22 protein-coding genes and 1 pseudogene are annotated in these 25,992 nt (G+C 42.6%); 9 read left to right on the plus strand and 14 right to left on the minus strand.

Translation table 11 applies throughout. The features are described from left to right. Positions 1–97 precede the first annotated feature (97 nt). The 3 genes from JIG41_RS17195 to JIG41_RS17205 all read left to right on the plus strand — a co-directional run bounded on the left by JIG41_RS17195 (position 98) and on the right by JIG41_RS17205 (position 3,326). Positions 98–1,240 carry a PepSY domain-containing protein gene (locus tag JIG41_RS17195; protein WP_036966573.1) on the plus strand — a complete coding sequence of 381 codons (1,143 nt, stop codon included), beginning with the start codon at positions 98–100 and terminating at the stop codon, positions 1,238–1,240. Next, positions 1,240–1,710: a hypothetical protein gene (locus tag JIG41_RS17200; protein WP_036966570.1), complete on the plus strand. Its 471-nt coding sequence runs from the start codon at positions 1,240–1,242 to the stop codon at positions 1,708–1,710. Before JIG41_RS17195 ends, JIG41_RS17200 begins: the two co-directional genes overlap by 1 nt. 203 nt (positions 1,711–1,913) lie before the next feature. After that, on the plus strand, positions 1,914–3,326 hold the full coding sequence (locus JIG41_RS17205; protein ID WP_036966567.1) for a family 43 glycosylhydrolase: 1,413 nt from the start codon (positions 1,914–1,916) through the stop codon (positions 3,324–3,326). Between the two features lie 33 nt (positions 3,327–3,359). Here the strand turns inward: JIG41_RS17205 and JIG41_RS17210 are convergent, their stop codons facing one another. Together JIG41_RS17210 and JIG41_RS17215 are read right to left on the minus strand one after the other, a co-directional pair. Then, the gene (locus JIG41_RS17210) at positions 3,360–4,109 is read right to left on the minus strand and encodes an RIO1 family regulatory kinase/ATPase (RefSeq protein WP_036966563.1); all 750 of its coding nucleotides are present in this window, start codon (positions 4,107–4,109) and stop codon (positions 3,360–3,362) included. A gap of 86 nt (positions 4,110–4,195) precedes the next feature. Beyond that, the gene (locus tag JIG41_RS17215) at positions 4,196–4,660 is read right to left on the minus strand and encodes a MarR family winged helix-turn-helix transcriptional regulator (protein ID WP_036966560.1); all 465 of its coding nucleotides are present in this window, start codon (positions 4,658–4,660) and stop codon (positions 4,196–4,198) included. A gap of 126 nt (positions 4,661–4,786) precedes the next feature. Here JIG41_RS17215 and JIG41_RS17220 point away from each other — a divergent pair, with 126 nt between their 5' ends. Genes JIG41_RS17220 through JIG41_RS17230 form a run of 3 tightly spaced genes read left to right on the plus strand, consistent with a single transcriptional unit; the run spans position 4,787 to position 7,142 of the window. Then, positions 4,787–5,938: a hypothetical protein gene (locus tag JIG41_RS17220; RefSeq protein WP_051501726.1), complete on the plus strand. Its 1,152-nt coding sequence runs from the start codon at positions 4,787–4,789 to the stop codon at positions 5,936–5,938. A gap of 48 nt (positions 5,939–5,986) precedes the next feature. Continuing rightward, a complete protein-coding gene (locus JIG41_RS17225; RefSeq protein ID WP_036966557.1) occupies positions 5,987–6,877 on the plus strand; it encodes a dienelactone hydrolase family protein in 891 nt (296 codons plus the stop codon). Positions 6,878–6,926: 49 nt separating this feature from the next. Then, a complete protein-coding gene (locus JIG41_RS17230) occupies positions 6,927–7,142 on the plus strand; it encodes a hypothetical protein (RefSeq protein WP_199525159.1) in 216 nt (71 codons plus the stop codon). A gap of 62 nt (positions 7,143–7,204) precedes the next feature. Here JIG41_RS17230 and JIG41_RS17235 read toward each other — a convergent pair whose 3' ends face one another. The 8 genes and pseudogenes from JIG41_RS17235 to hrpB form a co-directional block, all read right to left on the minus strand. Beyond that, positions 7,205–7,912, minus strand: a complete 708-nt coding sequence (locus JIG41_RS17235; RefSeq protein WP_036966552.1) for a TorF family putative porin — start codon at positions 7,910–7,912, stop codon at positions 7,205–7,207. An 11-nt stretch (positions 7,913–7,923) separates the two neighbouring features. Beyond that, positions 7,924–9,140, minus strand: a pseudogene (locus JIG41_RS17240) (BCCT family transporter). Between the two features lie 131 nt (positions 9,141–9,271). Further along, the gene (gene betA, locus JIG41_RS17245; protein WP_199525160.1) at positions 9,272–10,942 is read right to left on the minus strand and encodes a choline dehydrogenase; all 1,671 of its coding nucleotides are present in this window, start codon (positions 10,940–10,942) and stop codon (positions 9,272–9,274) included. After that, complete coding sequence (betB, locus tag JIG41_RS17250; RefSeq protein WP_199525161.1) at positions 10,942–12,405, minus strand: betaine-aldehyde dehydrogenase; 1,464 nt, start codon at positions 12,403–12,405, stop codon at positions 10,942–10,944. Before betB ends, betA begins: the two co-directional genes overlap by 1 nt. A gap of 1 nt (position 12,406) precedes the next feature. Beyond that, positions 12,407–12,997: a transcriptional regulator BetI gene (gene betI / locus JIG41_RS17255; RefSeq protein ID WP_036966541.1), complete on the minus strand. Its 591-nt coding sequence runs from the start codon at positions 12,995–12,997 to the stop codon at positions 12,407–12,409. A gap of 292 nt (positions 12,998–13,289) precedes the next feature. Continuing rightward, positions 13,290–13,757, minus strand: coding sequence for a nuclear transport factor 2 family protein (locus tag JIG41_RS17260; RefSeq protein WP_065978648.1), 468 nt, complete (start codon positions 13,755–13,757; stop codon positions 13,290–13,292). Between the two features lie 125 nt (positions 13,758–13,882). Beyond that, positions 13,883–14,320, minus strand: a complete 438-nt coding sequence (locus JIG41_RS17265; RefSeq protein WP_065978679.1) for an acyltransferase — start codon at positions 14,318–14,320, stop codon at positions 13,883–13,885. Between the two features lie 157 nt (positions 14,321–14,477). Next, positions 14,478–16,898: an ATP-dependent helicase HrpB gene (gene hrpB / locus JIG41_RS17270; RefSeq protein ID WP_065978680.1), complete on the minus strand. Its 2,421-nt coding sequence runs from the start codon at positions 16,896–16,898 to the stop codon at positions 14,478–14,480. Between the two features lie 237 nt (positions 16,899–17,135). Here hrpB and JIG41_RS17275 point away from each other — a divergent pair, with 237 nt between their 5' ends. Then, complete coding sequence (locus tag JIG41_RS17275; RefSeq protein ID WP_036966535.1) at positions 17,136–17,333, plus strand: CsbD family protein; 198 nt, start codon at positions 17,136–17,138, stop codon at positions 17,331–17,333. A gap of 78 nt (positions 17,334–17,411) precedes the next feature. Here the strand turns inward: JIG41_RS17275 and JIG41_RS23205 are convergent, their stop codons facing one another. The 4 genes from JIG41_RS23205 to metA all read right to left on the minus strand — a co-directional run bounded on the left by JIG41_RS23205 (position 17,412) and on the right by metA (position 23,323). Continuing rightward, a complete protein-coding gene (locus tag JIG41_RS23205) occupies positions 17,412–18,452 on the minus strand; it encodes a GGDEF domain-containing protein (RefSeq protein ID WP_199525162.1) in 1,041 nt (346 codons plus the stop codon). Positions 18,453–18,677: 225 nt separating this feature from the next. After that, on the minus strand, positions 18,678–21,308 hold the full coding sequence (gene metH, locus JIG41_RS17285; RefSeq protein WP_036966532.1) for a methionine synthase: 2,631 nt from the start codon (positions 21,306–21,308) through the stop codon (positions 18,678–18,680). A 10-nt stretch (positions 21,309–21,318) separates the two neighbouring features. Further along, positions 21,319–22,386 (minus strand): homocysteine S-methyltransferase family protein, encoded by a 1,068-nt coding sequence (locus tag JIG41_RS17290; RefSeq protein WP_065978650.1) that lies wholly within the window; start codon positions 22,384–22,386, stop codon positions 21,319–21,321. After that, on the minus strand, positions 22,376–23,323 hold the full coding sequence (gene metA, locus JIG41_RS17295; protein WP_036966526.1) for a homoserine O-succinyltransferase: 948 nt from the start codon (positions 23,321–23,323) through the stop codon (positions 22,376–22,378). Before metA ends, JIG41_RS17290 begins: the two co-directional genes overlap by 11 nt. Before the next feature lie 451 nt (positions 23,324–23,774). Here metA and ettA point away from each other — a divergent pair, with 451 nt between their 5' ends. Together ettA and JIG41_RS17305 are read left to right on the plus strand one after the other, a co-directional pair. After that, positions 23,775–25,448, plus strand: coding sequence for an energy-dependent translational throttle protein EttA (gene ettA / locus JIG41_RS17300; protein WP_036966523.1), 1,674 nt, complete (start codon positions 23,775–23,777; stop codon positions 25,446–25,448). A gap of 149 nt (positions 25,449–25,597) precedes the next feature. Then, on the plus strand, positions 25,598–25,963 hold the full coding sequence (locus JIG41_RS17305; protein ID WP_075594436.1) for a PilZ domain-containing protein: 366 nt from the start codon (positions 25,598–25,600) through the stop codon (positions 25,961–25,963). Positions 25,964–25,992 lie beyond the last annotated feature (29 nt).

Raw genomic sequence — 25,992 nt, forward strand, 5'->3', positions numbered from 1 at the left:
TACCTCGCGACGACAGAGATTGTGTTTCATTAAAGCTTTGTAGTACAATTTGAATGATAACAATTACTATCATCAATTAAATGTCGGGCTATTTTTCATGAGTAAACGTCTTTGGTTCCAGCTACACGGTTGGTTTTCGCTGCCTATCTGGGTGTTATTCTGCTTTATCTGTGTTACGGGCACAATTTCAGTAATAAGCCATGAACTGACGTGGTTAACCAACAGCGAAGCACGCGCAACTAACCCTAATAATTTACCGGCGATGCCTGTTGATCAGGTTATTGAAAGCGTAGAAAGTGCTTACCCAAGTGCCGATGTTATGAGTGTACTTACTTATGAGCCTTACCTTGTAAACGCAGTCATTTTTACCGACACAGACAAACCTTATGCTGTTGCTTACGTCAATCAATACACTGGCGAAGTGCAGGCTGTAAACAGCACCATTTCGTTTATTGAGTTTATGCGTACCCTGCATGGTTGGTTATTTTTCCCTTGGCAAGAAGGCTACAGCATTGGTTATTACTTAGTAAGCGCAATGGCATTTGTTATTCTGGGTGCCCTAATCACTGGCTTAGTTATTTATAAGAATTTCTGGCGTGCATTTACGCAACCAAAATTGCGCTTTAATCAAGGCCGTAAAACCTTCCTCAAGGACTTACATACACTCAGCGGAGTATGGTCAATTTGGTTTATGGCAATCATGGCGTTGACTGGCTTATGGTATTTTGTACAAGCCTTTATGTGGCACAACGAAATTGATATTGAAGAGCACGCCCCGTTAGTGGCGGTGTCGACATTGCCCGCCACAAAACAAACACCACCAACTGATTTAAAAGCCGCATTAGCAGCCACAAAAGCAAAGTATCCCGACTTTAAACCGAGCTATGTGATGCTACCAGAGCATAATCGCGGTATGTTCAACATTATGGGCAGTGGTGATACGATTTTTTATGATAACTATGCGTACTCAACCTCTGTTAATCCATGGACCGGTGAGATTGCAGCCAGCAAAAGTCCAGAAACAATGACAGGATTACAAACTCTATCGCACATTACCGACCCCCTTCATTACGGTAATATTGGTGGCCTTTGGACCAAAGTTATCTGGTTTATCTTTGGCTTAATTTTAAGTGGTATGTCGGTCACAGGGTTTATGATGTACACCTCTAAATTGGTAAAAAATAAACCTGAAAAAGCACGCCAAGCTGCGCCCGTTAATAACATTCAGGAGGCAAACTAATGGCACGTTTAAACGCAACGTGGTGGCAACGTAAAAAGTACCTGTTACATGCAATTGTGCTCGCCTTACCGGTGTGGTTTATTTACCAATCGCTCAACCCACAATTCCCTGCTCTTTGGCAAGAACAACAAGCAGGTGAGTTTAAAATTGCGCCAATGCCACTTAATGAAGATGCCCCCTATTCGCATCATAACGAGTATGTAAAAGATTTCTTTATCGCCTTTAACCAAGGTGATATTAGCAATATACGTCAAGCCTATTTAAATATAGGTGAAGCGCCGCTGCCACTCACTGAATTTGCAAAAGATGAAGAAGGCCTTATGCATGGAACGGCACATGGTCAACACGCACATGCAATAGCCCCGAAAGCTATTTCGGCCGATGACAAATTGTGGGTCACAATTCAGACATGGCAGGGTCAATTACACACCCTACAATGGGACATTCCTAATCAGTTTATTAGTCAATAATTTTTAAAGCCACTCACTGAGTGGCTTTTTTATAACTTCTCTCTCTAACCGCCACCAAGTAAATTATTTGTTAATTCATTTCACCAAAACCTTTACAAAAATAATAATATAATAAAGTATTATAAATAGTTTGATTTTTTTCAAACTAATCCAAGGATCAGAACACACCAAGGAAAGCTCAAAAACAATGATTTGGAGACACAATGATACTTTCTAAAAATACAGTTGGCGTTATCGGATTAGCCGCCAGTTTGCTGTTACCGAGTGCCTATGCCATTGATAACGGCGTCTATACGATTAAATCGAAATACAGTGAAAAACTTGTCGAAGTTGCTAACGCCCAAACCAATGATGGCGCAAACGTGAGTCAATGGGGGAATACGAACCACGATACACAGCGCTGGCTAATTACCAACATTGGCGGCAGTAATTATTCGGTCATTAACTTGAACAGTGGTAAAGCTCTCGAAGTATTTGATTTCTCGACTGATGATGGAGGCAACGTTGTACAATATGAGTATGCAAACATTGCCAGCCAGCACTGGCAAATCAATGAAGAAGGCAGTGGCTATTATAGCTTTATCAATGATCACAGCGGTAAAGCACTCGACTTATATGAATTTAATGGTAATGATGGCGCGAATATTAGTCAGTGGAGTTACAACGGCAGTGACGCTCAGCAATGGCAACTTACTAAACTCGCCAATGTAGAATCCACTCCTTTTGACCCATCGACCACCAATGGTGCAGCCAATCACTGGCCATTAACAGGCAGTTTAGTGACCCATGATCCGACGATTGGTTACGAAAATGGCACATGGTGGATTTTTCAAACAGGTCCCGGTATTTACGGCAAATACTCAAGTGATGGCGTAGATTGGAATGATGCTTTACCTGTTTTTCCAAACGGACTTGCTTGGTGGGGCAACTATGTACCTGATCATGATGGAATAGATGTGTGGGCGCCTGAATTAAAACGTTACAATAATCGCAGCTGGTTATACTACGCTATTTCGACATTTGGTTCACGAGTCAGTGCCATCGGTTTAGCATCAGCCAGTAGCGTGGCCGCAGGCAATTGGCGTGATGATGGCTTAGTGATCAACACCACAAATAGCAATAATTACAACGCGATTGATCCCGATTTAATCGTGGCTAAAGATGGTGCGCCTTGGCTTACATTTGGCTCATGGAATTCAGGGATCAAGCTTACGCGCATTAACCCAATGACCATGAAACCCTTTGGCGAAATTTACTCATTAGCGAGTCGCTCTGGTGGTATTGAAGCCCCTACTATTATCTATCGCCAAGGTTACTACTACTTATTCGTTTCTATGGGTAAGTGTTGTGAAGGCACTAACAGTACCTATCGAATTGCATACGGTCGTTCAACTGATATCCGTGGCCCTTACCTTGATAAAAATGGCAACAACATGCTATCAGGGGGCGGTAGTATCCTTGATGCAGGTAACAGCCAGTGGGTCGGTCCAGGTGGACAAGATATCCTTAATACCGATGTGATTGTGCGCCATGCATATGATGCGGGTGACAATGGCAGACCAAAGCTGCTTATTAGCACACTTAATTGGGATGCGAATGGGTGGCCTAAATACTAGTTTTCTTTCATGAAGCGCGTGCAAACGCGCTTTTTAGAACCTTTCAAAAATACTGCGAATAAAGTCAGAGTTTAAAATTTGTGTGACAACGCCACTGCCCCACACATATGCTCGCTGTAACGGGTATCCTTTAAAAATCCAGCGTTTACGAACATGATTAAAGTCATGCAAATACGCCGCTTTTGCTTGCGGTAATGAGTCGTTTGCTAGTTTTTGCCATGCTTTATAAACCCCACTCATATCAGCCCCTCGCATAAAGCGCTGCAACCAACGTGGAAAACGAGCAAACCGAATTGCCGACTGAAAATCAATGATATACGGCTTACCATCTTGTGAACAAATCACATTACCCAGATTACGCAGGTCTAAGTGCACCACACCGTGGCGATGCATTTTTGCGACTAAACGCTCAAACTCTTTAAAAAAGTCGCGCGGTAATTGCTGCTGTTGCAATGCAAGCTCCCTTAGTGGTGTACCTTCAATAAAATCATAGGCAATGGCAATAGGCGATAAACGACAAAAGTGGTCTACCACACCGTCAACACCTTTAAGCCGTGACAATCCCTTGTACTCTTGATTTATAAACAGTGGAGCAATGGTTTTTCTAACCCACCACGGGCTATGCTGAAAATCTTTAATGATTAAATCGTGTTGTGCGTCTTTATAACGATACACAATTGCATTGGCAAAGCGCCCTGTGTGCAATACAGACAAGCCTTCACGACTAAATTGATGTGATGGAAACTGAGCTTGAAGCTGAGCGAGTAACGATGATTCAAACATAACAACCCGGTATTTATTAAATTAAATGCCTAGGCAACTATATTATCAAAACGACACGGCAGCGACAATGTACCGCTTAGAGAAATTTATGCTTTTAAATTATGAATCGCTCTAAAGAGTAAGCTGGCAAGTTGGTTTTTCTCATCCTCAGAAAAGCCCGCTAGTGCCTCACGGTAAATATCATTAACGGTGGGCAGTATCTCAGGATAAAGCTGTTTGCCCTTTTCTGTAAGGCATAAAATGGTTGAACGGCGATCTTCTATTGACTGCTGTTTAGCCACTAACCCTTTATCTTCTAAACGGCTTAATAGGCGACTCATGGCACCACGGTCATACACCATGTGCTCGCACAGTTCAGCCAACGTTGTTACTTTTCCTCGAGCAAGCAGTACCACCACAATGTATTGTGCCGAAGTCAGTTCTTTACTTTTTAGAGCACAGTCTAGGTGAGTCACTAAATTAGAGCGCAAATACGACACCAATCGCCCGAGATCTTGAACGGGATCTAAGTCTTCAATACGGCATTGCCCAATAGATACAGGTTCTTTCATAGTTCCTCACCGCAGTTAATCGTCATTCATAGACCGTTAACCACTAAAATAATTCAATCTGAGTTCATTGCTTCAACGCCTATGATTAGTGTAGCGTAGGTAAGCGTACAAATTTCAGAGGGCGTTATGCTAAGTAAACAACATATTATCAAGTATTTAAGCCTCATAGTACTGTTACTACTGTGTTGGTTAGAACAGTTTCAACAGTATATTATGAGCTTTATTGACAGCGCCCTGCTGCAATCGACTCTTGTGTATGCGTCTTCACGTACCGTCAATGCAGCAATTTCTTTATTACAATCCGCCGAAGTCGGTATTGGTATAGCCAGTATTCAACCAGCTCAGCTACTTGACCCCGTCAACGATTTAGCGGAGTACATGTCGGATGCGATGCGTCTTGCCATTGGCTCACTATTTTTACAGCGAATTTTATACACGATTTCATCCGGCGTCATATTTAGCAGTGTTTTTACAGTATCAGTAATTGCATACCTTATTTGTGAGTGGCGTGATTTTTACCCAACGCTTCGCCATAAATTAATGGCGAGCCTGATCCTTATTCGCTTTTTAGTTCCTGCGGTGGTGCTAACGACGGGGTTGGTAAGCCAAGTATTTTTAGACGAGCAAATAAACCAACAAAGTGAACAAGTCAGCGAAAAAGTGGCTACCGTAAATAATAATGCCAGCACAACGTCGGCACTGTCAGCAAAGCTAAAAGCCGAAGTAGACAGTCAAAAACAGACCCTTTTCGACAAGCTATCGTTACTTAATGATCAACAAATTAAAAACCACCAGCAAGCGACCGAGCTCAAACTACAAATGGCTGAACTCGACAAAAAAATAGAAGCGATTCAAGCCACTCGCAGTTTATCTGAGGTAATCACCTTTAAAGAACTAGCCAAAGCAAAACCATTACTCGATCAAAAGCAGCAACTCACCGGCAAGTTTAATGCTGTGCTTGAACAACAAATGGCGCTTAATCAAGAAAAAGACGCCTTAAACGAGCAACTTGATACCCTGAATGCGTCGCTTAACCACGATTCATCATCACAAGTGAGTAAAATTATCGACACCGTCACCTCGGGCATTAGTAATATGGTGGCCACCGTTGAAGACTTGTTTATCGACTTTTTAAATATTTTGTCGTTGCTTATTTTAAAGCTGCTATTAATGCCTTTAATATTCTTATACTTGTTCAATAAAGCATTCAACGCTATTTGGCAGCGCCGTTTTATCGATGTCATAAAGCAAACAAAAGAACAGGCTTTTAATCACTGATAATTAGTCTAAAGTTATAAACTGAATTCATTTTTAAAGGATATAAGTATGACTGAGCAACGCCACAACCACATTCCCCAAGAAGCCTTCGATTGGTACGACGAATATGCCCATGGCTTGATAGACCGTCGTACTTTTATGAAAAAACTCGGTGGTCTTGTTGCTCTTGGTTATTCGATGGCAGTATTAAGTAGTGCTCTACTGCCTAATTACGCCTTAGCAGAGCAAGTATCCTTTAACGACCCAGACATAAAAGCCAGCTATAAAACCTTCGACTCCTTTAAAGGGCATGGCGAGGGTAAAGGCTATTTAGTCGAACCGACAAATTTAACCTCTAAGCGCCCTATTGTACTCGTTATTCACGAAAATCGTGGGCTTAATCCTTATATTAAAGATGTCGCTCGCCGCCTTGCCAAAGCAGGATTTATTGCGTTTGCCCCAGATGCGTTGCACCCGTTAGGTGGCTACCCTGGTAACGATGATGAAGGCCGCGCAATGCAGCGTTCAATGGATAAAGAAAAAATTCAGCAAGACTTTGTCGCCGCAGCAGAGTACTTAAAACAACACCCAAACAGCAATGGCAAACTTGGCGCTGTGGGCTTTTGCTTTGGGGGTTATATGGTGAATTACTTAGCCGCCGTCGATAGCACGTTAATTAATGCAGGCGTGCCTTACTATGGTACTCCCGCGGTTAAAGAGCTTAGAAAAAACATCAAAGCACCGTTATTGGTACATTTAGCTGAATTCGATACACGTGTGAATGAGACTTGGCCAGATTATGAGGCTGATTTAAAAGCTCACCAAGTCCCCTACACGATGCATATGTACGAGAAGGCAAACCATGGTTTTCATAACGATTCAACATCACGCTATGATGAAAAGCAGGCAGAGCTTTCTTGGCAACGCACACTCGCATTTTTTAACGAGCAATTGATTTAAGCGGAGCAATTACATACACTCTCGAAAAAATTTAAAGGCTAATAAGTACATGGAATCAGAGGTTCGTTATCGCTTTGACTCTCAACAAACCGCTAACCGCTTTTTAAATAAACTCAGACACTGGTCTGTGTCTAATGTTAAAGCCAGCCTATGCCAAGGCGGTTTTGGCGTGAAGATTCGCTATGAAGCGGATAACTCAGGGTTTGATTATACCTTAGCCGAGCTTGATGACTTGGCCATGCAACACGAAGGCATAGAGTTTTAATTATCAGCATTAAAAAACGGCTAACCTAGGTTAGCCGTTTTGATAAATAGAGGGGGTTCTTTTTACAGATCAAAACTGCGCGAAATAGACGCGACGATACGCTCATCGGCAGTATCCCAGTCTAGACTGGTGTTTTCACCTGCAAGCTCAAAGTCAAAACCTGCAAAACTAGTTTGGTACGCCAAACGATAATGGTTATAAGATTTATCGTTGCCATCCCACGCAAATTTATTACCATCTAACGAGTTAGAAATATCAAAGCTTGCGCGTATCGCATGATTCGGCGCAATTTCAACCGTGTGGGCAATCATAGAAATCACATGGCCTGCATCGGTACCAAAATAATCCCATGCATACCAAAAGTTCAACTCTGTGAAACCTAAGCTGTTGGTATAACCAAATTTAGCGTAGGTTTCAAAGTAGTTACCATCGCTAGAATAATCTTCACCGTGGTACGAGTAATATGCAATACCATAATCAACACTGAGGGCCTCATTGAGCTCAACAAAATGACCTAAGTAAGCATCCCATTCAATGTCAGTGCCTTCACCAAAATCAACATTTGAGGCCCACGTACCGACATACATGCCTGAATCTGCAAAGGCATAATCTAGGCTGCCCTGAATGGCAGGGTCGTTCATCGTTTGACTAACACCGTTAAAGGTATAGTCAGATGCAAGTGTAACGGTGGTAGATAAGTCAGCCATCGCTGATGTCGAAAGTAGTGCCAATGGCAACGCTGTTGCTAATACTGTTTGTCTTGTTGTCATGTTGGTTTCCCTTAGCTAACTGTTTCTATTTTTGTAAAATCTAATTTGTTGTCTTTAGGCGAGCCTTCGATGTTTTTCACGGTTTTATATTTGCTGTAGCCAATAAACACGGCGCAGCCGAAAAATAACGCGATAACTAACGCACCAACCCATTGGATCTGTAAAAAGTCGAACTTAAACAGCAGAGTCAGTAATGAAAGCGCAACCACATTTAAGGCAATATAATTAAGTTTGCCTAAACGCTTCACCGTTAAGTTTAGATTATCTGTGTATAAACGGATCAAAGAATCGAGTGAGTTAATCACAAACACCACACCAACAAATACCATCGCTATGTTTTTAAGGCCCGCAGTGGCAATACCCGCTTCGTGGTACTGGTATAAAACACTAAACCAAATAGCAATAGGAATAGACGGAAAAATTAACATGGCTGCCAGCACGTGATAAGTTTTTAACCCGCCCACAAAACGCGACGTAAATTGACCAATCATTATGCTCCACGCAAACCACCAAAATAGATAAAAAGCATGGTAATCGTTCAGAGGTAATACAAACTCATCGATGTTGCCAAAATAGCCACCTATGAGGGTTAAGTTATCGACAAACGCAGATGTTTGCGCTTCTGAGCCAACAAATGCACCGACCCACATAAACGCAATTAATGCGATAAATAACCACGTTGTAGAAATACTTAAAAAGCGCACATATTTAATGTCAGTACTTGAGTACACCGCAAAACAGATTGCTGCAAACACCAGTAAGTAGAAAGTCGGAATAATTGACTCACCATCACCTAATGAAGGTAAATACCACGGTAGGTTCGACAGTAGTAAAATGCAGTAAATGCGCATGTACCAATAATAACGATGTTATTAATTAGTTTTACCCAAGCGATTTCAAAAAACTTCACTTTGGGTTCTATTACACAGAAATAAAAGCACGTAAGGAAATAAAATCCCCAGATCAAGAAGCCCCAAAAACCAAACTCAATGGCTAATGGATTGGCAAACGCATACTCTGGGCTTGCTTTTATGTCTGCATAACCTGCAAACTCTGTCAGTGGAAACATAATCAAGCCAACGTCTAGGCCTGATGTAAATAAAATTGCTATGAACGTAAATGTTCTCACCGGTGTGACACCTACACACCTTACAGTACCCCATTTAAATAAAATAACCGCAATTGCTAATAGGGTAAAAATGATGCCAGCACTAAGCCATAAGGTCATAGTTACCCCCCCCAAAATAAGTAATAATACTTCATTGTTTCTCCCATTTTTTTCCCTCGCATTAACGCATCACAAACAACTTATGATGCGCGCCACTGCAAGCCCCACAGCCGACACTGCGGGTGGCCTTATTAAATCTCCGAACTACGCTGCGTTGATTGCCATTGTTTTTCCATAGCAACATCTGCGCTTGATGCCGTTAATAAAGGCTTACCTAAAATTAGATCTGCCGCTTTTTCTGCCACCATAATGGTAGGCGCATTTAAATTTCCGTTTGGAACGGTTGGGAAGATAGACGAATCCACGACCCTTAAACCTTCAATGCCGTGTACTTGAGTTTGCGAGTTAACGACTGCCATCTCGTCTTCACCCATCTTGCACGAGCACGAAGGATGATAAGCACTTTCGACCGCTTGACGGACAAATGCATCGATTTCTTCGTCGCTTTGCACATTTTTACCCGGTTGAATTTCATCATCGCGATACGTGTCAAAAGCGTTTTGTTCAATGATTTCACGGGTTAATCGAAGACAAGCTCTAAAGCCTTCAATGTCATCTTTGTGTTGTAAATAATTAAATTGTATTTTAGGTGCAACCCTAGGATCAGCCGACTTAATCGTCACCTCACCACGGCTTTTAGGTTTGTTATGACCAACATGCACTTGGAAGCCATGCCCATCAAAGGCACTTTTACCATCGTAGCGAATCGCTGCTGGTAAAAAGTGATATTGAATATCCGGCCATTCGACACCCGGTTTTGAGCGAATAAACGCACACGATTCAAAGTGGTTCGTCGCCCCTAAACCTGAGCGGTTTAATAACCAACGCGCCCCAATTAAGCCTTTAGAAATAAGCCCTAACTTGCCATTTAAAGTAATTGGCTGCTTACACTTATATTGAAAGTAAAACTCCAAATGATCTTGTAAGTTTTTGCCCACACCCGGTAAGTGGTGTTTAACCTCTACACCCGCTTTAGCGAGTGCCTCTTTATCGCCAATACCAGACAACTGAAGAATATGCGGCGAGCCAATTGGACCGGCACTTAAAATAACGTCTTTTGTGGCAAACGCTTGCTGTCTAGTACCCGATAAAGAAAATTCAACACCCGTTGCTTTTTTACCTTCAAGCAATACTTTTTCAGCTAATGCGCCGGTTACCACGGTTAAGTTTTTACGTGACTTAACGGGGTCTAAATACTCACGACTTGCCGAACTGCGCACACCATTTTTCACAGTCATGTGCATTGGCCCAAAACCTTCTTGCTGTGCACCGTTATAATCATCGGTGTGAGCATACCCTGCTTGTTGGCCCGCTTTGATAAACGCTTTGTATAAAGGGTTCGCCATTTCATTACCGTTATTAACCCCTAATGGGCCGTTATCACCACGGTAACTATCTCCCCCTAAATAAAACGATTCAGCGCGTTTAAAGTAAGGCAAACAGGCTTGGTAATCCCAACCTTCAGCGCCATGCTGCTGCCACTCATCAAAATCTTTTGCATGGCCTCGGACATACACCATGCCGTTAATAGAGGAAGAACCACCTAGTACTTTCCCGCGAGGACAGTGCATTTGGCGGTTATCTAAATAAGGCTCTGGCTCAGTATGAAACTGCCATGCATATTTATCAGTATTCATTGGAATTGACAGCGCTGTAGGCATCTTAATAAAGATGCTTTTATCGCTACCACCCGTTTCAAGTAATAACACCTTGTTTGAAGGGTCTGCTGATAGTCGGTTAGCCAACACGCAGCCTGCTGAGCCTGCACCGACTATGATGTAATCATAGTTCTGTGTACTCATTAAAATGGACTCTCTATATTGCTCATACCCACGTAAATCGATTTTGTTTGGGTGTAGTGATCAAGTGTTTCAATGCCGTTTTCGCGACCAATGCCCGATTGCTTATAACCGCCTACAGGCATTTCTGCTGGTGAGTTACCATAGCTATTAATCCAACAAATACCCGCTTGTAATTGGTGAATAACACGGTGGGCACGTTGGATATCTTTCGTAAACACGCCCGCAGCTAAACCGAGGTGAGTATCGTTCGCACGGCGAATAACATCGTCTTCGTCATCAAAGACTAATACGCTCATTACCGGACCAAAGATTTCTTCTTTAACAATGGTCATGTCGTCTTTACAATCAACGAAAATGGTCGGTTCTACAAAATAGCCGTTCGGTGCTGAGGCAGGTGATAAAGCCTTACCACCGGTTAATAACGTCGCCCCTTCTGAAATACCTTTATCGATATAGCTAAGCACCAACTCTTGGTGTTTTTTAGAGATCAGCGCCCCTAAATTCACCTCAGGATCCATTGGGTCGCCAGCAATAATATTTTGCTCCGTGCGTGTTTTCAGCTCATCAATAAACTGCTGATACACATTTTTGTGCACATAAATTCGTGTACAGTTAGTACAAACTTCGCCTTGAGTATAAAAGTTACCTAGCATTGCGGCACTTACCGCTTGTGAAACATCGGCATCATCAAACACTAACAGCGGTGACTTACCGCCAAGCTCCATGGTCACGTCTTTTAGTGAACCCGCAGCACTTGCCATCACTTTTTTACCTGTGCCTACTTCACCCGTAAACGACACTTTTTCGATGTCTGGGTTTGCTGTTAGCCATTGACCTACTTCGCCAGCCCCTTGTACAACAATGAACACACCTGCTGGTACACCTGCTTCGATAAATATTTCAGCAAGTTTAATGGCACCCAGTGGGGTTTCTTCTGATGGTTTAAAAATCACCGCATTACCTGCAGCGAGTGCGGGGCCTGATTTCCAACACGCAATTTGCAGTGGGTAGTTCCATGCGCCAATGCCCGCACAAATACCTAAAGGTTCTTTACGCGTGTAATAAAAGTCATTACCGACCATTTGCTGCTGACCTACTTGAGCAGGCGCAAGACCAGCAAAATACTCAATCACGTCTGCGCCAGTTTCTACATCAACACACTCAGCTTCTTGCCATGGTTTACCCGTATCAAGCACTTCAACTTTTGCTAGTTCATCATTACGTTCACGCAAAATAGACACCGCTTTTAATAAAATGCGACTACGCTCAATCGGGGTCATTGCAGACCAAGCAGCAAAGCCTTGCTTCGCACTTTCAATAGCGGCGTTTTGAATAAACTCATCGGCCACTTCAACGTGATAAATCACCTCGTCTGTCGCTGGGTTCTTTACCGCAAAGGTATCGCCACTTTGATTCTTCAAAAAGTGGCCATTTATAAAATTTTCGTAAACAGGTGTGGTCATTTTAGGCTCCATACTGTTTTATTAGTGAACGAATGTAGTCTTTTACTAATTGCTCACAATGTTCAAATTGATCTTGGTCTGACTTACTTAATACGGCTCTTAACCATAAACCATCGATCATGGCTGCACTTAACTCAGCAGCTAAATTAGCATCGCTATCGCTCATTAACTGTTTGAATGAGCTCAATAAATTACTAAACAAACGTTTACTATTAACGTTTTGTAAGCGATGCAATTGAGCGTCGTGCATTGAATGCGCCCAAAAGCTCAACCAAGTTTTGGTGTTATTGCTTTGCTGCTGAGTACGCGAAAAGTTTGCTTCAACGATAAACATCAGTCGTTGCTCAGGGCTGGTTTGTTGCGTTACTCGATTCAATAAAGCACTCTTTAAGCTCGACAATAAATAACGCACAGTGGCTTCAATCAAGCCCTGCTTACCACCAAAATAATGACTGATAATACCCGACGATAAGCCGGCCTTTTTACTAATGCTATTTATGGTGGTGCCTTGCAAACCAAGCTCTGCAACCGACTCAATTGTGGCGTCAATTAACTGCTGACGGCGAACAGGTTCCATTCCAACTTTCGGCATAATTTTTTATTGATTGAACGTTCAATTAAAATAAATGGTAAGGTAATCAATTTGCCAATTCAAGGTTGACAAATTGTAAACACCCGAAAACCGACCCACTAAAGTTTAGCTAAGCCTCTGTTATTCAGTTTATTATTCGAGATATAAAAAAGTTTTAAATTTATGCAAAATAAAGTCTAAAAAGTATGAATTTAGGCAAATAAGTAGGAAACGGAGGTTATTTTTTGCGGGTTGTTTTTATTAAAAAAGCGCTTATTCAAGCGCTCACGATACGTAAAAAGTACAGCTAAGATCATTCATGGTATTTTCGAATAACGGCTATCTTGCCATTTTCTATTTCGAGTACATCCATGATGGTTTGCGTGTACTCAATGGCTTGCTGATTTTGCGGGTGGATACCTTTTGCGTGATGGGTGTAACGCAACGCAATGGCTGAGTCATTAAAAATGAAGGTATCTAGTAAGTTGGCTTGATATTCAGTGTGTGCACCAAGGTAAAAAGTCATCCCTTTGCGCATCATCGCTTTACCATCTGGCTCTCTTGAATCATCAGTTTGATAAGGTAAATGTTGGTTTGCTACATCGTCTGTTAATAAAGCTAAAAAGGCCTCTAATTCTTTTTTAGTGGCGTTAGGCGCTTGCGTTGCGACCATGGTATTAAAGTATTGCTGCGCCAGCGCTGCGAGCTCCGGGTTAGCTTGCTTTGCTTGGCTGCTAAATGCGCTAAGCAGGCAAATAGCTAGAAAATAAAGGTGCTTCATTGTTATTCCTTGTTCGTTATTCTATTAATCTTAAACCTAAAATAACGACAAAGACTGTAATTAGCAATTACTTAGTTAAAGACACTGGGCTGAGTATTAAAATAACCACATTATATTTAAAGCATTTAAAACAGTAAGCTCGTCAACCAATAGCTCAGCACGATAAAACTGATGTTGGCGAGCGCCCTTACCCACCAGGGGGCAAAGCTAAACTGTAATTGACTAAATTGAGTAATAAGCACCACCACAGCCATGACACTAAACCAGGGAGTAAAAAAGAACACCGGTTTTAACTTTACTATACTTACCGCTAAATCATGTAAAGCGCCGCTAACAGCAAAGGTTACCAGTACAGCACACCAAACTGGCAGCACCTCATTACTGGGTTTCATCACGTAGCGCGATAAGTAGTAGCTCCAAATGGGATTCCAATAACGCCAAAATAAATAAAACGAACTTGCACCTAACGAACGACTCAGCATATTACGCATCGAGTCTTTATGCCCCAGCGGCACACCGGTGCGTTTTTTAACGTATTGAGCAAGGGTTATAGGCGTAGACACTGGCATTCTCTTTTGATATTGACCTTATCAGACTACTAAAGAGACAGTAAAAACGAAACCTATACAATGCAGGAAATTGTAACGGGTTATGACCATGGCAAACTTAATTAGATGGGTCACTATAAAGCCCCGCTACTCGCTTGGTTTGCTATTTACTTCACATTTTACTTTTTACTTTATTTGTTGCTTGGCTCGTGGCTGGGTTGTCTGGCCAAAAGTGTTTTGGGTAACGCCCTTTCATCTCTTTTTGTACGTCGCGGTAACTGGTTTGCCAAAAATTCGCTAAATCTTGAGTAAGCTGCAGAGGCCGTTTTGCAGGTGATAAAAGCTCCATTAATAACGGTAACTTACCTTGTGCAAGCAAAGGCGTGCTGGTCATGCCATACACTTCTTGCATACGCACACTCAGCTTTGCAGGGCCATCGAGCTGGTAGGTAATTCTTACATTAGAGCCACTTGGCACAGTTAAACGCAATGGCAGTAACTCATTTAATGCACTTTGTTGTTGCCAATCAAAACAATTTTTTAGTGCTTCGCCGTAATTAAACTTTTTTAACTGCTCAAGATTTTTAATATCACTCAGGTAAGGCGCTAACCATTGGCTATGTGCACGTAGTTCATCTCGATTAATGGTCGGGAATGACTCTGGCAACAGCGTGCTTGCCAAACTCATACGAGTGAGTAACTGTTCATTGTCAGTTTGCTCATTAAATAACTGAAAACCATGCTTGCTAAATAAGTTTAACCACGCCTGAGTGCGCTGAGCTTTATCAAGCGGCTGTTTACTTGGCTGACTTGATACTGTGATAGCCCCTAGTTTTACTTCATCTTGATGGATGAAACGTCCTGTTTTTTCGTCGTATTCACATCGCGTCTGCGATGTGAATAAATGGCCGAGTTCATCTTCAAGTTCACTGGGCACAAACGCCACGCCAGCAAATACGCGACTCCCTTTATGGCCGCCCATGCTGGCAATGGCAATGTAGTCATCGTTATGCCAAAACTCTTCACTTAAATCAGCACCTGCGCCATTGGCAAGTAAGTAACCATTACCGCGTTTTTTCGCCAATCGATCAGGAAATGCAAACGCCACCAGCAAGGCAAGGTATTGCGTTTTAAGCTCAAAGGCTGCTTTCAATTGCAAACGTGATAACCAATAGTTTAATTGCTGTTTAAACACGGGATGCGGCTTTGTATGCTGGCTATGCAGCGCCAAATTAAGATCGGCAGGCATCGTTATGCGGCTTTCGAGTAAGGCGATTAAATACGCCGCTAGCTCATATATGCCTGGCATCGTTACTTGTAATTTTTGTGCTTTAATCAGCATATGTGACAACCGAATATCGGCACCAAAGCTGAGCATTTGACTGCCGAGCGGTGTCAGCTTGTCATTTTCATCTATGGCTTCCAGCATTTTCAACAGCGCTGTTGCTTGCTTAATTTGTTGCGTGCTTGGTACATCAAGCAGGCTTAGCTCTTCAAGTGAAGCGCCCCATTGCTTTGCCTCAAGTAATAACTGGCTAATATCACTGGTGAGAATTTCAGGTGCGTCGTGATTATTGCGACGCTCAAAGGTTTGCTTACTCCCTAAGCGATACACCACGCCCGGTTCAATACGCCCTGCGCGACCGGCTCGCTGCACCGCCGATGAGCGCGAAATATTTTGCGTTATAAGCTCTGTAACACCGGTTTTTAAATTAAAGCTGGCTGCACGGCGCTTACCACTGTCAATTACAATACGTATACCTTCGATGGTTAAACTGGTTTCAGCTACATTGGTGGTCAACACAACTTTACGCTTCCCTTTCGTTGCAGGGGCGATTGCAGCTTGTTGTTCTGCTTTGTTTTGTTCACCAAATAAAGTAAACACCTCGCACTGATCTGCAAGGTCGCTTAGTGCTTGCTGCACCCGCAATATTTCGCGCTGTCCGGGTAAAAAAACTAATGCGCTGCCAGCTTGCTCATTGAGCGCTTGTTTAATAATTGCGGGTATATCATCGAGCCATCGGCTTTCGTCTTTGAGTGGAATATACACTTCATCAATCGGGTAACTTCGCCCTTCAGAGGATATTATTGGGCAGTCAAAAAACTCACTGTACCGCTCACCGTCTAAGGTGGCCGACATCAGTAATATTGTTAAGTCGTCTCTCAATGCCGCTTGCGTTTCAAGGGCAAAGGCAAGCGCGGTATCTGCAGCAATTGAACGCTCATGAAACTCATCAAAAATAAGTAAATCAACGCCACTTAGCTCAGGATCGTTTTGCAGCATACGGGTCAGCATACCTTCGGTGACAATCTCAAGCCGAGTGGCGGGGCTCACTTTTGACTCCCCTCGAATACGCAAACCGACACTTTCACCGACTTTTTCGTTTTGTTGGCTCGCCAAATACTGGGCAATATTACGTGCAGCCAGACGTCTTGGCTCTAACATGACAATGTGTTTAAAGTGCCCTTCACGCATTAATGTGAGTGGCAGCCATGTTGATTTACCTGCGCCCGGTGGTGCTTGTAATAAGGCCATAGGGTTATTTTTTATTGTTGTTAGCAGGGATTGATAAATATCTTCAACTGGCAGCACGTCTGGCATCTCTTACTTTCTTTTTGCCCATTGTATCAAAAAACGATGAACAGCCTCTCATTGAATGAAAGAATTACAAGGTTTTCCTTAAAACCCAGTACAAATTGCAGGCATGTAACACTCCATGTCTAATCATAATAATAAAAACGTTGTAATTCAGTTGGTTATATATAAACCATGAATGGCATAACGATTGCTCTTATTAAAGTGAATGTTTAACAAAGTAAGGAGATTATGATGAACAGCGATCGTTTAGAAGGCAATTGGAAAGAGTTAAAAGGTAAAGCACAACGTAAATGGGGTGAACTTACCGATGGCGATTTAGATAAAATTGAAGGTAGCCGTAAAGAGCTTGTTGGTAAAATCCAACAAAAATACGGCAAATCGAAAGAAGAAGCTGAGAGCGAAGTTAGTGACTTTGAAAATAGTCACTAATTTTGCACATAAAAAGACCCCCAGTAATTGGAATGTCCAACTATTGGGGGTCACTTCATTTTGGCGGTTTTTTATTACCTAAGCAGGTGAATGTGTTTCACTATCTAGTTCAGCAACGGTTTGGTTTTTACCGTGTGATTTAGCAAGGTATAAACACTTATCTGCCACACTTAAACAGTGATCAATGCTCTCGTTAGAAGCCCGCTGATGAAGCCCTAAGCTCAGCGTCACTTTAAAATTATGAATCCCTTGTTGAAATGCATGTTGCGCCAATTGCTGGTGAATGTTTTCAGCTAATTGTCTTGCTCTACGCTCATGTCCTTGCGGGGTCACAATAAGGAACTCTTCTCCGCCCCAGCGAGCAACAATGTCTTCTTCGCCACTCACACTTTTGAGAATTGAAGCAATGAAAGTGAGCACATCATCACCAATTTGATGACCATAGGTGTCATTCACTTGTTTAAAGTTATCTACATCAATCAACAAAAAGACAGCCCCTTCGTTAAAACGCGCATCTTGCAAGCATTCCGTAGCATAACGGCGATTAAACAAATCGGTCATGGCATCAATACGGGCTAATTTTTGATTTATTTTTAGTTGCTCAATAAGCTCTCGACTGTACTTATTACGGTAATACTCGTAGAAACCACCAAGAATACAAAGAATCGAAAAACACAGCATGACACGGGTCGTAAAATAATGATTCGGATAGCTGTAATACCCAAGCTTATCGGTGAAGTAAAACAGCACTGAAATCACAATAGCCAGTATGATTAAGTCAAATGCGCCGCGTTTTAAACCTCGTATAAAAAAGGTAACAGGCGATACAATAAATAACCACAAAGGCCCAGTTCCATTATTACCACCAGACACTATCAAAAAGCACATCATCGAGTACAAGGCATAAAGCATTAACACAGCAATAGTTCGGTCGCGATTTTTAAGGACAAAGGGCGATACAAAAACAAAGCCGCCAATAACCAGTAAAAAACTGAGCGTTATGTAGCCATCTTGGTAACTTGTAACCGACATTACAAAAGAAGTAATGGCACCAATAAATGCAAATACGCGTAAAAATAGCGCTTTATCTTTGTCACTTGCGCTGCTTGAATCAATCACACCTTTACCCTAATTTCCTTGCTTTACACTAATAACTTTAACACAAATATTTAAATTTGAAGGATATTGGCCTCATTTCACATGCTAAATGCTGATTAAAAGGAAGAAAGTATGATTTTAAAGCGCGTTTTAACGGAGGTAGAAATGCAATTTACCTTAAATAAAAACAAAAAAGCACCGTAAGTTAAGTACTTACGGTGCTTTTGAATAGCACGTTATTGCTTTTTACTCTGGCTCATAGCCTAAATTAGGCGATAACCAGCGCTCTGCTTCTTCAAGCGTCATGTTGGTGCGCTTAGCGTAGTCTTCAACCTGATCTTTTTGAATCTGCGCCACGGCATAGTATTTAGAATCCGGGTGAGAAAAATACCAACCAGACACCGCCGCTCCCGGCCACATTGCGTAAGAGCTCGTCAACTTCATACCTATGCGATTTTCAGTATCGAGTAGCTGCCAGATTTTCTTTTTCTCTGTGTGCTCAGGGCACGCAGGGTAACCCGGTGCGGGACGAATACCTTGGTAATTTTCGCGAATAAGCTCATCATTCGATAAGTTTTCATCGCTTGCATAGCCCCAATACTCTTTACGTACCTGCTCATGCAAATATTCCGCAAAAGCCTCTGCTAAACGGTCTGCAACGGCTTTAACCATAATTTTGTTATAGTCATCTTGTTTCGCATCGAAGGCATCAGCAAGGTCGTCTTCTTCAAGCCCTCCCGTTACGGCAAAGGCACCAAAGTAGTCGGGGGTTCCTTTGGGTGCGATGTAATCCGCTAAACAATAATTCGCAAAATCGGTTTTTTCTGTTTGCTGACGCAGATGGCACGAGGTTGTTAACACGTCTGTACGCGTTTCATCGGTGTAAATTTCAATGTCATCACCCACTCGGTTTGCCGGGAATAAACCTATCACGCCCAGTGGTTGAAGCGCACCTGACTGCTCTAAATCGTCGAGCATCGCATTGGCATCAGCAAATAAGCTTTGCGCTTGCTCACCCACAATTTCATCGTTAAGAATACGCGGATACTTCCCTGCGATTGACCATGTCATGAAATACGGTGTCCAATCGATGTACTGTCTTAACGTGGCAATCGAGACATTTTTAAACTCTGTCACTCCGAGCTTTTTAGGCACGGGTGGGGTGTAGTTATCCCAGTCAAGTTGTGCGGCATTATCGCGAGCACGTTGAATGGTGACAGGCTTCGAGCGTGGTTTTTTACGCGATTGCTGTTCACGTACTTTTTCGTACTCCGCTTTGGTTTTTTCTAAAAACGCAGGTTTTAACTCTTTAGACAATAGGTTAGAGACCACACCAACAGCACGACTGGCATTATTTACATACACCACACCTTTATCGTACTGTGGCTCAATTTTCACTGCGGTATGGGCTTTCGAAGTAGTAGCACCCCCTATTAATAAGGGTAAGTCGAAACCACGACGGGTCATTTCTTTAGCAACATGCACCATTTCATCTAATGACGGCGTAATAAGGCCTGATAAACCGATGATATCGGCTTTTTCGTCAATCGCGGTTTGTAGAATTTTTTCCGCAGGCACCATCACACCTAAATCGATCACGTCGTAGTTATTACATTGCAGTACTACGCCAACAATGTTTTTACCAATGTCGTGTACATCGCCTTTAACGGTCGCCATAACCACTTTTCCGTTCGTGGCACCTTCTTCTTTTTCTGCTTCGATAAAGGGGTCTAGGTAAGCCACTGCGCGTTTCATTACGCGCGCCGATTTAACCACCTGCGGTAAGAACATTTTACCTGCACCAAATAAATCACCCACCACATTCATGCCATCCATCAGCGGGCCTTCAATCACATGAATAGGCTTATCAGCTGCAGCTCGGCACTCTTCAGTGTCTTCGTCGATATACTCAGTAATGCCTTTTACAAGCGCATGTTCTAGGCGCTTTTCAACGGGCCATGTACGCCACTCTAAATCTTCAACTCGCTCAGCTTGCGCCATCCCTGAGTATTTTGGAGCCAGCTCTACAAGGCGCTCACCCGCACCGGGGTCGGTATTCAGTATAACGTCTTCAACGGCTTTTCTAAGCTCAGCCGGAATATCATCATACACAGCCAACTGGCCTGCATTCACAATCCCCATATCCATGCCCGCTTTAATGGCATGGTATAAAAATACTGAGTGGATCGCTTCACGTACGGGGTTGTTACCACGAAACGAGAACGACACGTTTGACACCCCGCCCGACACTTTACAGTACGGTAGGTTTTGCTTTATTCGGCGCGTGCCTTCAATAAATTCAACAGCATAGTTGTCGTGCTCTTCAATCCCAGTTGCTACTGCAAATATATTCGGATCGAAGATAATGTCTTCTGGTGGAAAACCAATCTCGTCCACTAGAATACGGTAACTCCGCTCACAAATTTCAAATTTACGATCTGCGGTTTCTGCTTGTCCGTCGGTGTCAAACGCCATGACGACTGCGGCAGCACCAAAACGTTTAATTAACTTTGCCTGACGAATAAAGGGCTCTTCACCTTCTTTCAGTGAAATTGAGTTTACAATCGCCTTGCCTTGAATACATTTTAAGCCGGCTTCAATGACTTCCCATTTTGATGAGTCGATCATGATCGGTACTTTAGAAATATCTGGCTCAGAGGCAATCAAGTTCAGAAACTTCACCATCGCGGCTTTTGAATCCAACATGGCTTCATCCATGTTGATATCAATGATCTGTGCACCATTTTCGACTTGTTCACGGGCAACATTAAGGGCGGTTTCGTAATCTTCTTCCATGATCAAACGCTTGAACATGGCTGAACCGGTCACATTGGTACGTTCGCCGACGTTAGTAAATACTGCTATTTGTTGTGTCATTTCGGCTACCTTAGTTTAAGTTACACGCTTCAAGGCCCGATAAGCGCATACGCACTTCAAGCTCAGGCAATGGACGAGGCTTAACTCCTGCAAGGCCTTTGGCAAAGGCTTTAATGTGTGCAGGGGTTGTACCACAGCAACCACCCACAATATTAATAAAGCCTGACTTGCCCCAATCGATTATTTCTTCTGCCATTTCAGGTGCTTCTAAATCGTACTCACCAAACTCATTGGGTAAACCTGCATTAGGGTGAACCGAGGTAAAAGTTTCACAAACGCGTGATAACTCTTCGACATATTGGCGTAATAAATCCGGACCCAGTGCGCAGTTAAGACCAATAGATAACGGCTTAATATGACGAATCGAATTATAAAAAGCTTCGGTCGTTTGCCCCGATAAAGTTCGCCCTGAGGCATCAGTAATGGTGCCTGAGATCATGACAGGCAACGTGCGTCCTGCTTGCTCAAAGGCTTCTTCTACTGCGAACGAGGCCGCTTTTGCATTTAAGGTATCGAATATGGTCTCGATTAAGATTAAATCAACTCCCCCTTCCATCAGTGCCAAGGTTGATTCAACGTATGCTGTCACCAACTTATCAAAGCTAATGTTACGATAACCGGGGTCATTGACATCAGGCGAAATAGAACAAGTTTTTGACGTTGGCCCTAATACCCCCGCCACATAACGAGGTTTACTTGGATCTTTTGCTTCAAATTCATCGCAGACACTGCGAGCAAGCTTGGCTGATTCTAGGTTGATCTCACGGCTTAAATTCGCCATGTCGTAATCTTCCATCGAAATAGTGGTGGCATTAAACGTATTGGTTTCGATAATGTCGGCACCTGCATTAAGGTATGCGCGGTGAATATCAGCAATAATCTTTGGCTGAGTAAGGCTTAATAAATCATTATTGCCTTTAATAAGGACATGCCAGTCTTTAAAACGCTCACCGCGATAGTCTTGTTCTTCTAATTTATGTTCTTGGATCATGGTGCCCATCGCGCCATCGAGGATCAAAATTCGCTGCTTGAGCGCCTCGGTTAATTGTTCGCGTTTATTCACTGCATTACTCGGCATAGTTGTTAGTCCTTACGTCTTGGCTAACTAGGTTAATATCATACGGTGTTGTTTGGTACACGTAGTAGTTTAACCAATTCGAAAACAATAAAAAGGCGTGACTTTGCCATGTTTTCGACGGTTCGTTATCTGGGTTATCGTCAGGGAAATAGTTTTCTGGTTTTGGCGCATCGTCTGACTTTTCGCAGTCGCGTAAATATTCCCCTTTTAATGTATGCGCATCATACTCAGGATGGCCCGTTATATATACTTGGCTGCCTGATTTATTCTTAATTAAATACGCCCCAACACGCTCAGACCCTGCTAATACTACTAAATCATCACAGCTGTTAATTTTTTCAATATCAATGTGGCCATAGCGCGAGTGCGGAACTAAAAAGGTATCATCAAAACCGCGCGTTAACGCGGCATGCTCAAAATAACTTTTGTGCGTAAACACGCCACTGAGCTTATTAGGCATTAACTCTCGTTTTAAACCATAGTGATGATAAAGCCCTGCGTGAGCCGCCCAACATGAAAATAATGTTGACGTAACGTGGTGCTCAGCCCAGTCTAAAATCACTTTTAGCTCATCCCAGTAAGCAACGTCGTCATACTCTAAATGTGCAAGCGGCGCGCCTGTGATGATCATGGCATCGTAGTTATTGTCTTTTACTTCAGAAAAGTAACGATAAAACGTATCGAGGTGTTGCTCTGAGGTACTGCTACTTCGGTGGGTGTCTAAACGCAGCAGCTCAACATTTACTTGCAACGGTGAATTAGCCAACAACCGAATAAACTGCACTTCGGTTTCCACTTTATTCGGCATTAAGTTTAAGATGGCCAAACGCATTGGACGAATTTCTTGCGTTTTCGCACGACTTTTAGGCATTACAAATACGTTCTCTTGACGTAGTTTTACAATTGCGGGCAATTCATCTTTGACTGTAATGGGCATAGTGGGCTCCGAGCATACTTATTAGACTGCTAATTATGAACGGATAGTTAGAAATTTCAACCTCTAGATGTTTAGATGTCCAAATGATTTTTTTATTTGTACTAAAGCAATCTCTTAGGAAGCCAGTTTCGTTGATGCGCAGGCCCTTAAATTGCCAAAAGCAGTGCCTCTACGAATGACGGTTGTGTTTAATCACGATGAAAGAGCATGCATCTCAAAAAGTGGCTTGTTACTGTGTTTAAGCCAACACCGCTGTAAAAATGACTTTTAAGCCTTTGTGCAATGCTTAAAAGCGCTTACTCTGCATTTATGCTCCTTAAATGCATGCGCTATTTTTGCAAAGCAGTACCATGATATTAAGCCCCTGATAAACGTTGAATTCTGTATTTTGAGGTGGTTTGGGTATACAATAGTGGCTGTTAATTTTTCTTATAAATTGAAGGCTCTTTTCATGGTGTTACCAGATAAGTTTATATTCTCGATGAGTCGAGTTTCTAAAGTTGTGCCGCCTAAGCGCACTATCTTAAAAGATATCTCTTTACACTTTTTCCCGGGCGCAAAAATTGGTGTGCTTGGTCTAAATGGCGCAGGTAAATCGACGTTACTTCGCATTATGGCAGGTGTTGACCAAGACTTTGAAGGTGAAGCTCGTCCACAACCTGGCACAAAAATAGGTTACTTACCGCAAGAGCCTGTTTTAGACGAAAACAAAACAGTACGCGAAACCGTTGAAGAAGCCGTAAGCGAAGTTAAAAATGCGCTAAACCGTCTTGATGAAGTATACAACGAGTATGCTATGGAAGATGCTGACTTTGATGCACTTGCAAAAGAGCAAGGCGAGCTTGAAGCAATTATCCAAGCACACGACGGTCACAATATCGATAACGTATTAGAGCGCGCAGCAGATGCTCTTCGTTTACCACCGTGGGATGCTAAAATTGAACACCTTTCGGGTGGTGAGCGTCGCCGTGTTGCCATCTGTCGTTTACTGCTTGAAAAACCAGATATGCTGATTCTTGACGAACCAACCAACCACTTAGACGCAGAGTCTGTGGCATGGTTAGAGCGTTTCTTACACGACTACGAAGGTACTGTGGTCGCTGTAACCCACGACCGTTACTTCTTAGATAACGTTGCTGGGTGGATTTTAGAACTTGACCGTGGTGAAGGTATTCCGTGGGAAGGTAACTACTCATCATGGCTTGAGCAAAAAGATTTACGTTTACAACAAGAACAAAAATCTGAAAAAGCTCGTCAAAAGTCAATTGCACAAGAACTTGAATGGGTTCGTTCAAACCCGAAAGGCCGCCAAGCTAAGTCTAAAGCGCGTATGGCACAGTTCTCTGAGCTACAACAGAACGATTACCAAAAACGTAACGAAACGAATGAGCTATTCATTCCACCGGGTCCACGCTTAGGCGACCAAGTTATTGAAGTAAAAGGTCTTAAGAAGAGCTTTGGCGATCGTGTTTTAATCGACGACTTAAACTTTGCTATGCCAAAAGGTGCAATCGTAGGTATTATCGGTGCCAATGGTGCGGGTAAATCAACCTTATTCAAAATGTTAAGCGGTGAAGAAAAGCCAGACAGTGGTGAAATCCTTGTGGGTGAAACTGTTGAGCTTGCTACCGTTGATCAGTTCCGTGGCGACATGGATGAAAGCAACACCGTTTTCCAAGAGATCTCTAACGGTCAAGACGTATTAAAAATTGGTAACTTTGAATTCCAAAGCCGCGCCTATGTTGGTCGCTTTAACTTCAAGGGTAACGACCAACAAAAATTCGTTAAAGACTTATCAGGCGGTGAGCGCAACCGTTTACACCTTGCAAAACTATTAAAAGCGGGTGGTAACGTATTACTACTGGATGAGCCGACTAACGATCTTGATGTTGAAACACTTCGTGCACTTGAGAACGCAATTCTAGAGTTCCCAGGTTGTGTAATGTGTATCTCGCATGACCGTTGGTTCCTTGACCGTATCGCTACACATATTCTTGATTACCGTGACGAAGGCCAAATTAACTTCTTCGATGGTAACTACACAGAATACGAAGAGTGGTTGAAGAAAACCTTAGGCGCAGAAGCCGCACAGCCTAAGCGTATTAAATATAAAAAGATTGGTTAATTTACCGTCTTATTCAAAAGCCCCTTCTTGGGGCTTTTTTGTGGCCGATAAGGTTTACCAGCAATCGTTTCACTCACACCTTGCATATTGAACTATACTGATTTTAGCGAATTAAGTTAATGAAACGACAATGACTTGGGGATCACACCATGAATGAGCGTAGACAGTTTTCTCGGGTATTATTTTCTTGCCCTGCAACGCTTTGTATTGATGAGTATAAGTATCAATGTCAACTGCTTGATTTATCCTTGCATGGTGCGCTTATAACCAAAAGCGATTCATTTTTAGTTCCTATCCACAGTAAAGCCGTTTTATCGTTTACCCTACCCGACTCAACTGTAGAGATTAAAATGCAAGTCGAGTTGTGCCATGTAGAACAGCAGCATGCTGGACTTATTTGCGAACATATTGATATCGACAGTATCAGTCATTTGAAGCGCCTGATTGAGCTGAATTTAGGCGATGAAGGCCTATTACATCGTGAGTTAGCACACTTAATTCACATGCCAGAGTAAACAACGGCGAATAAATTCGCTATGCTGTA

Origin of the sequence: Pseudoalteromonas sp. bablab_jr011 (assembly GCF_016464045.1) — a bacterium.
In the GTDB taxonomy this organism is placed as follows: Bacteria; Pseudomonadota; Gammaproteobacteria; order Enterobacterales; family Alteromonadaceae; genus Pseudoalteromonas; species Pseudoalteromonas lipolytica.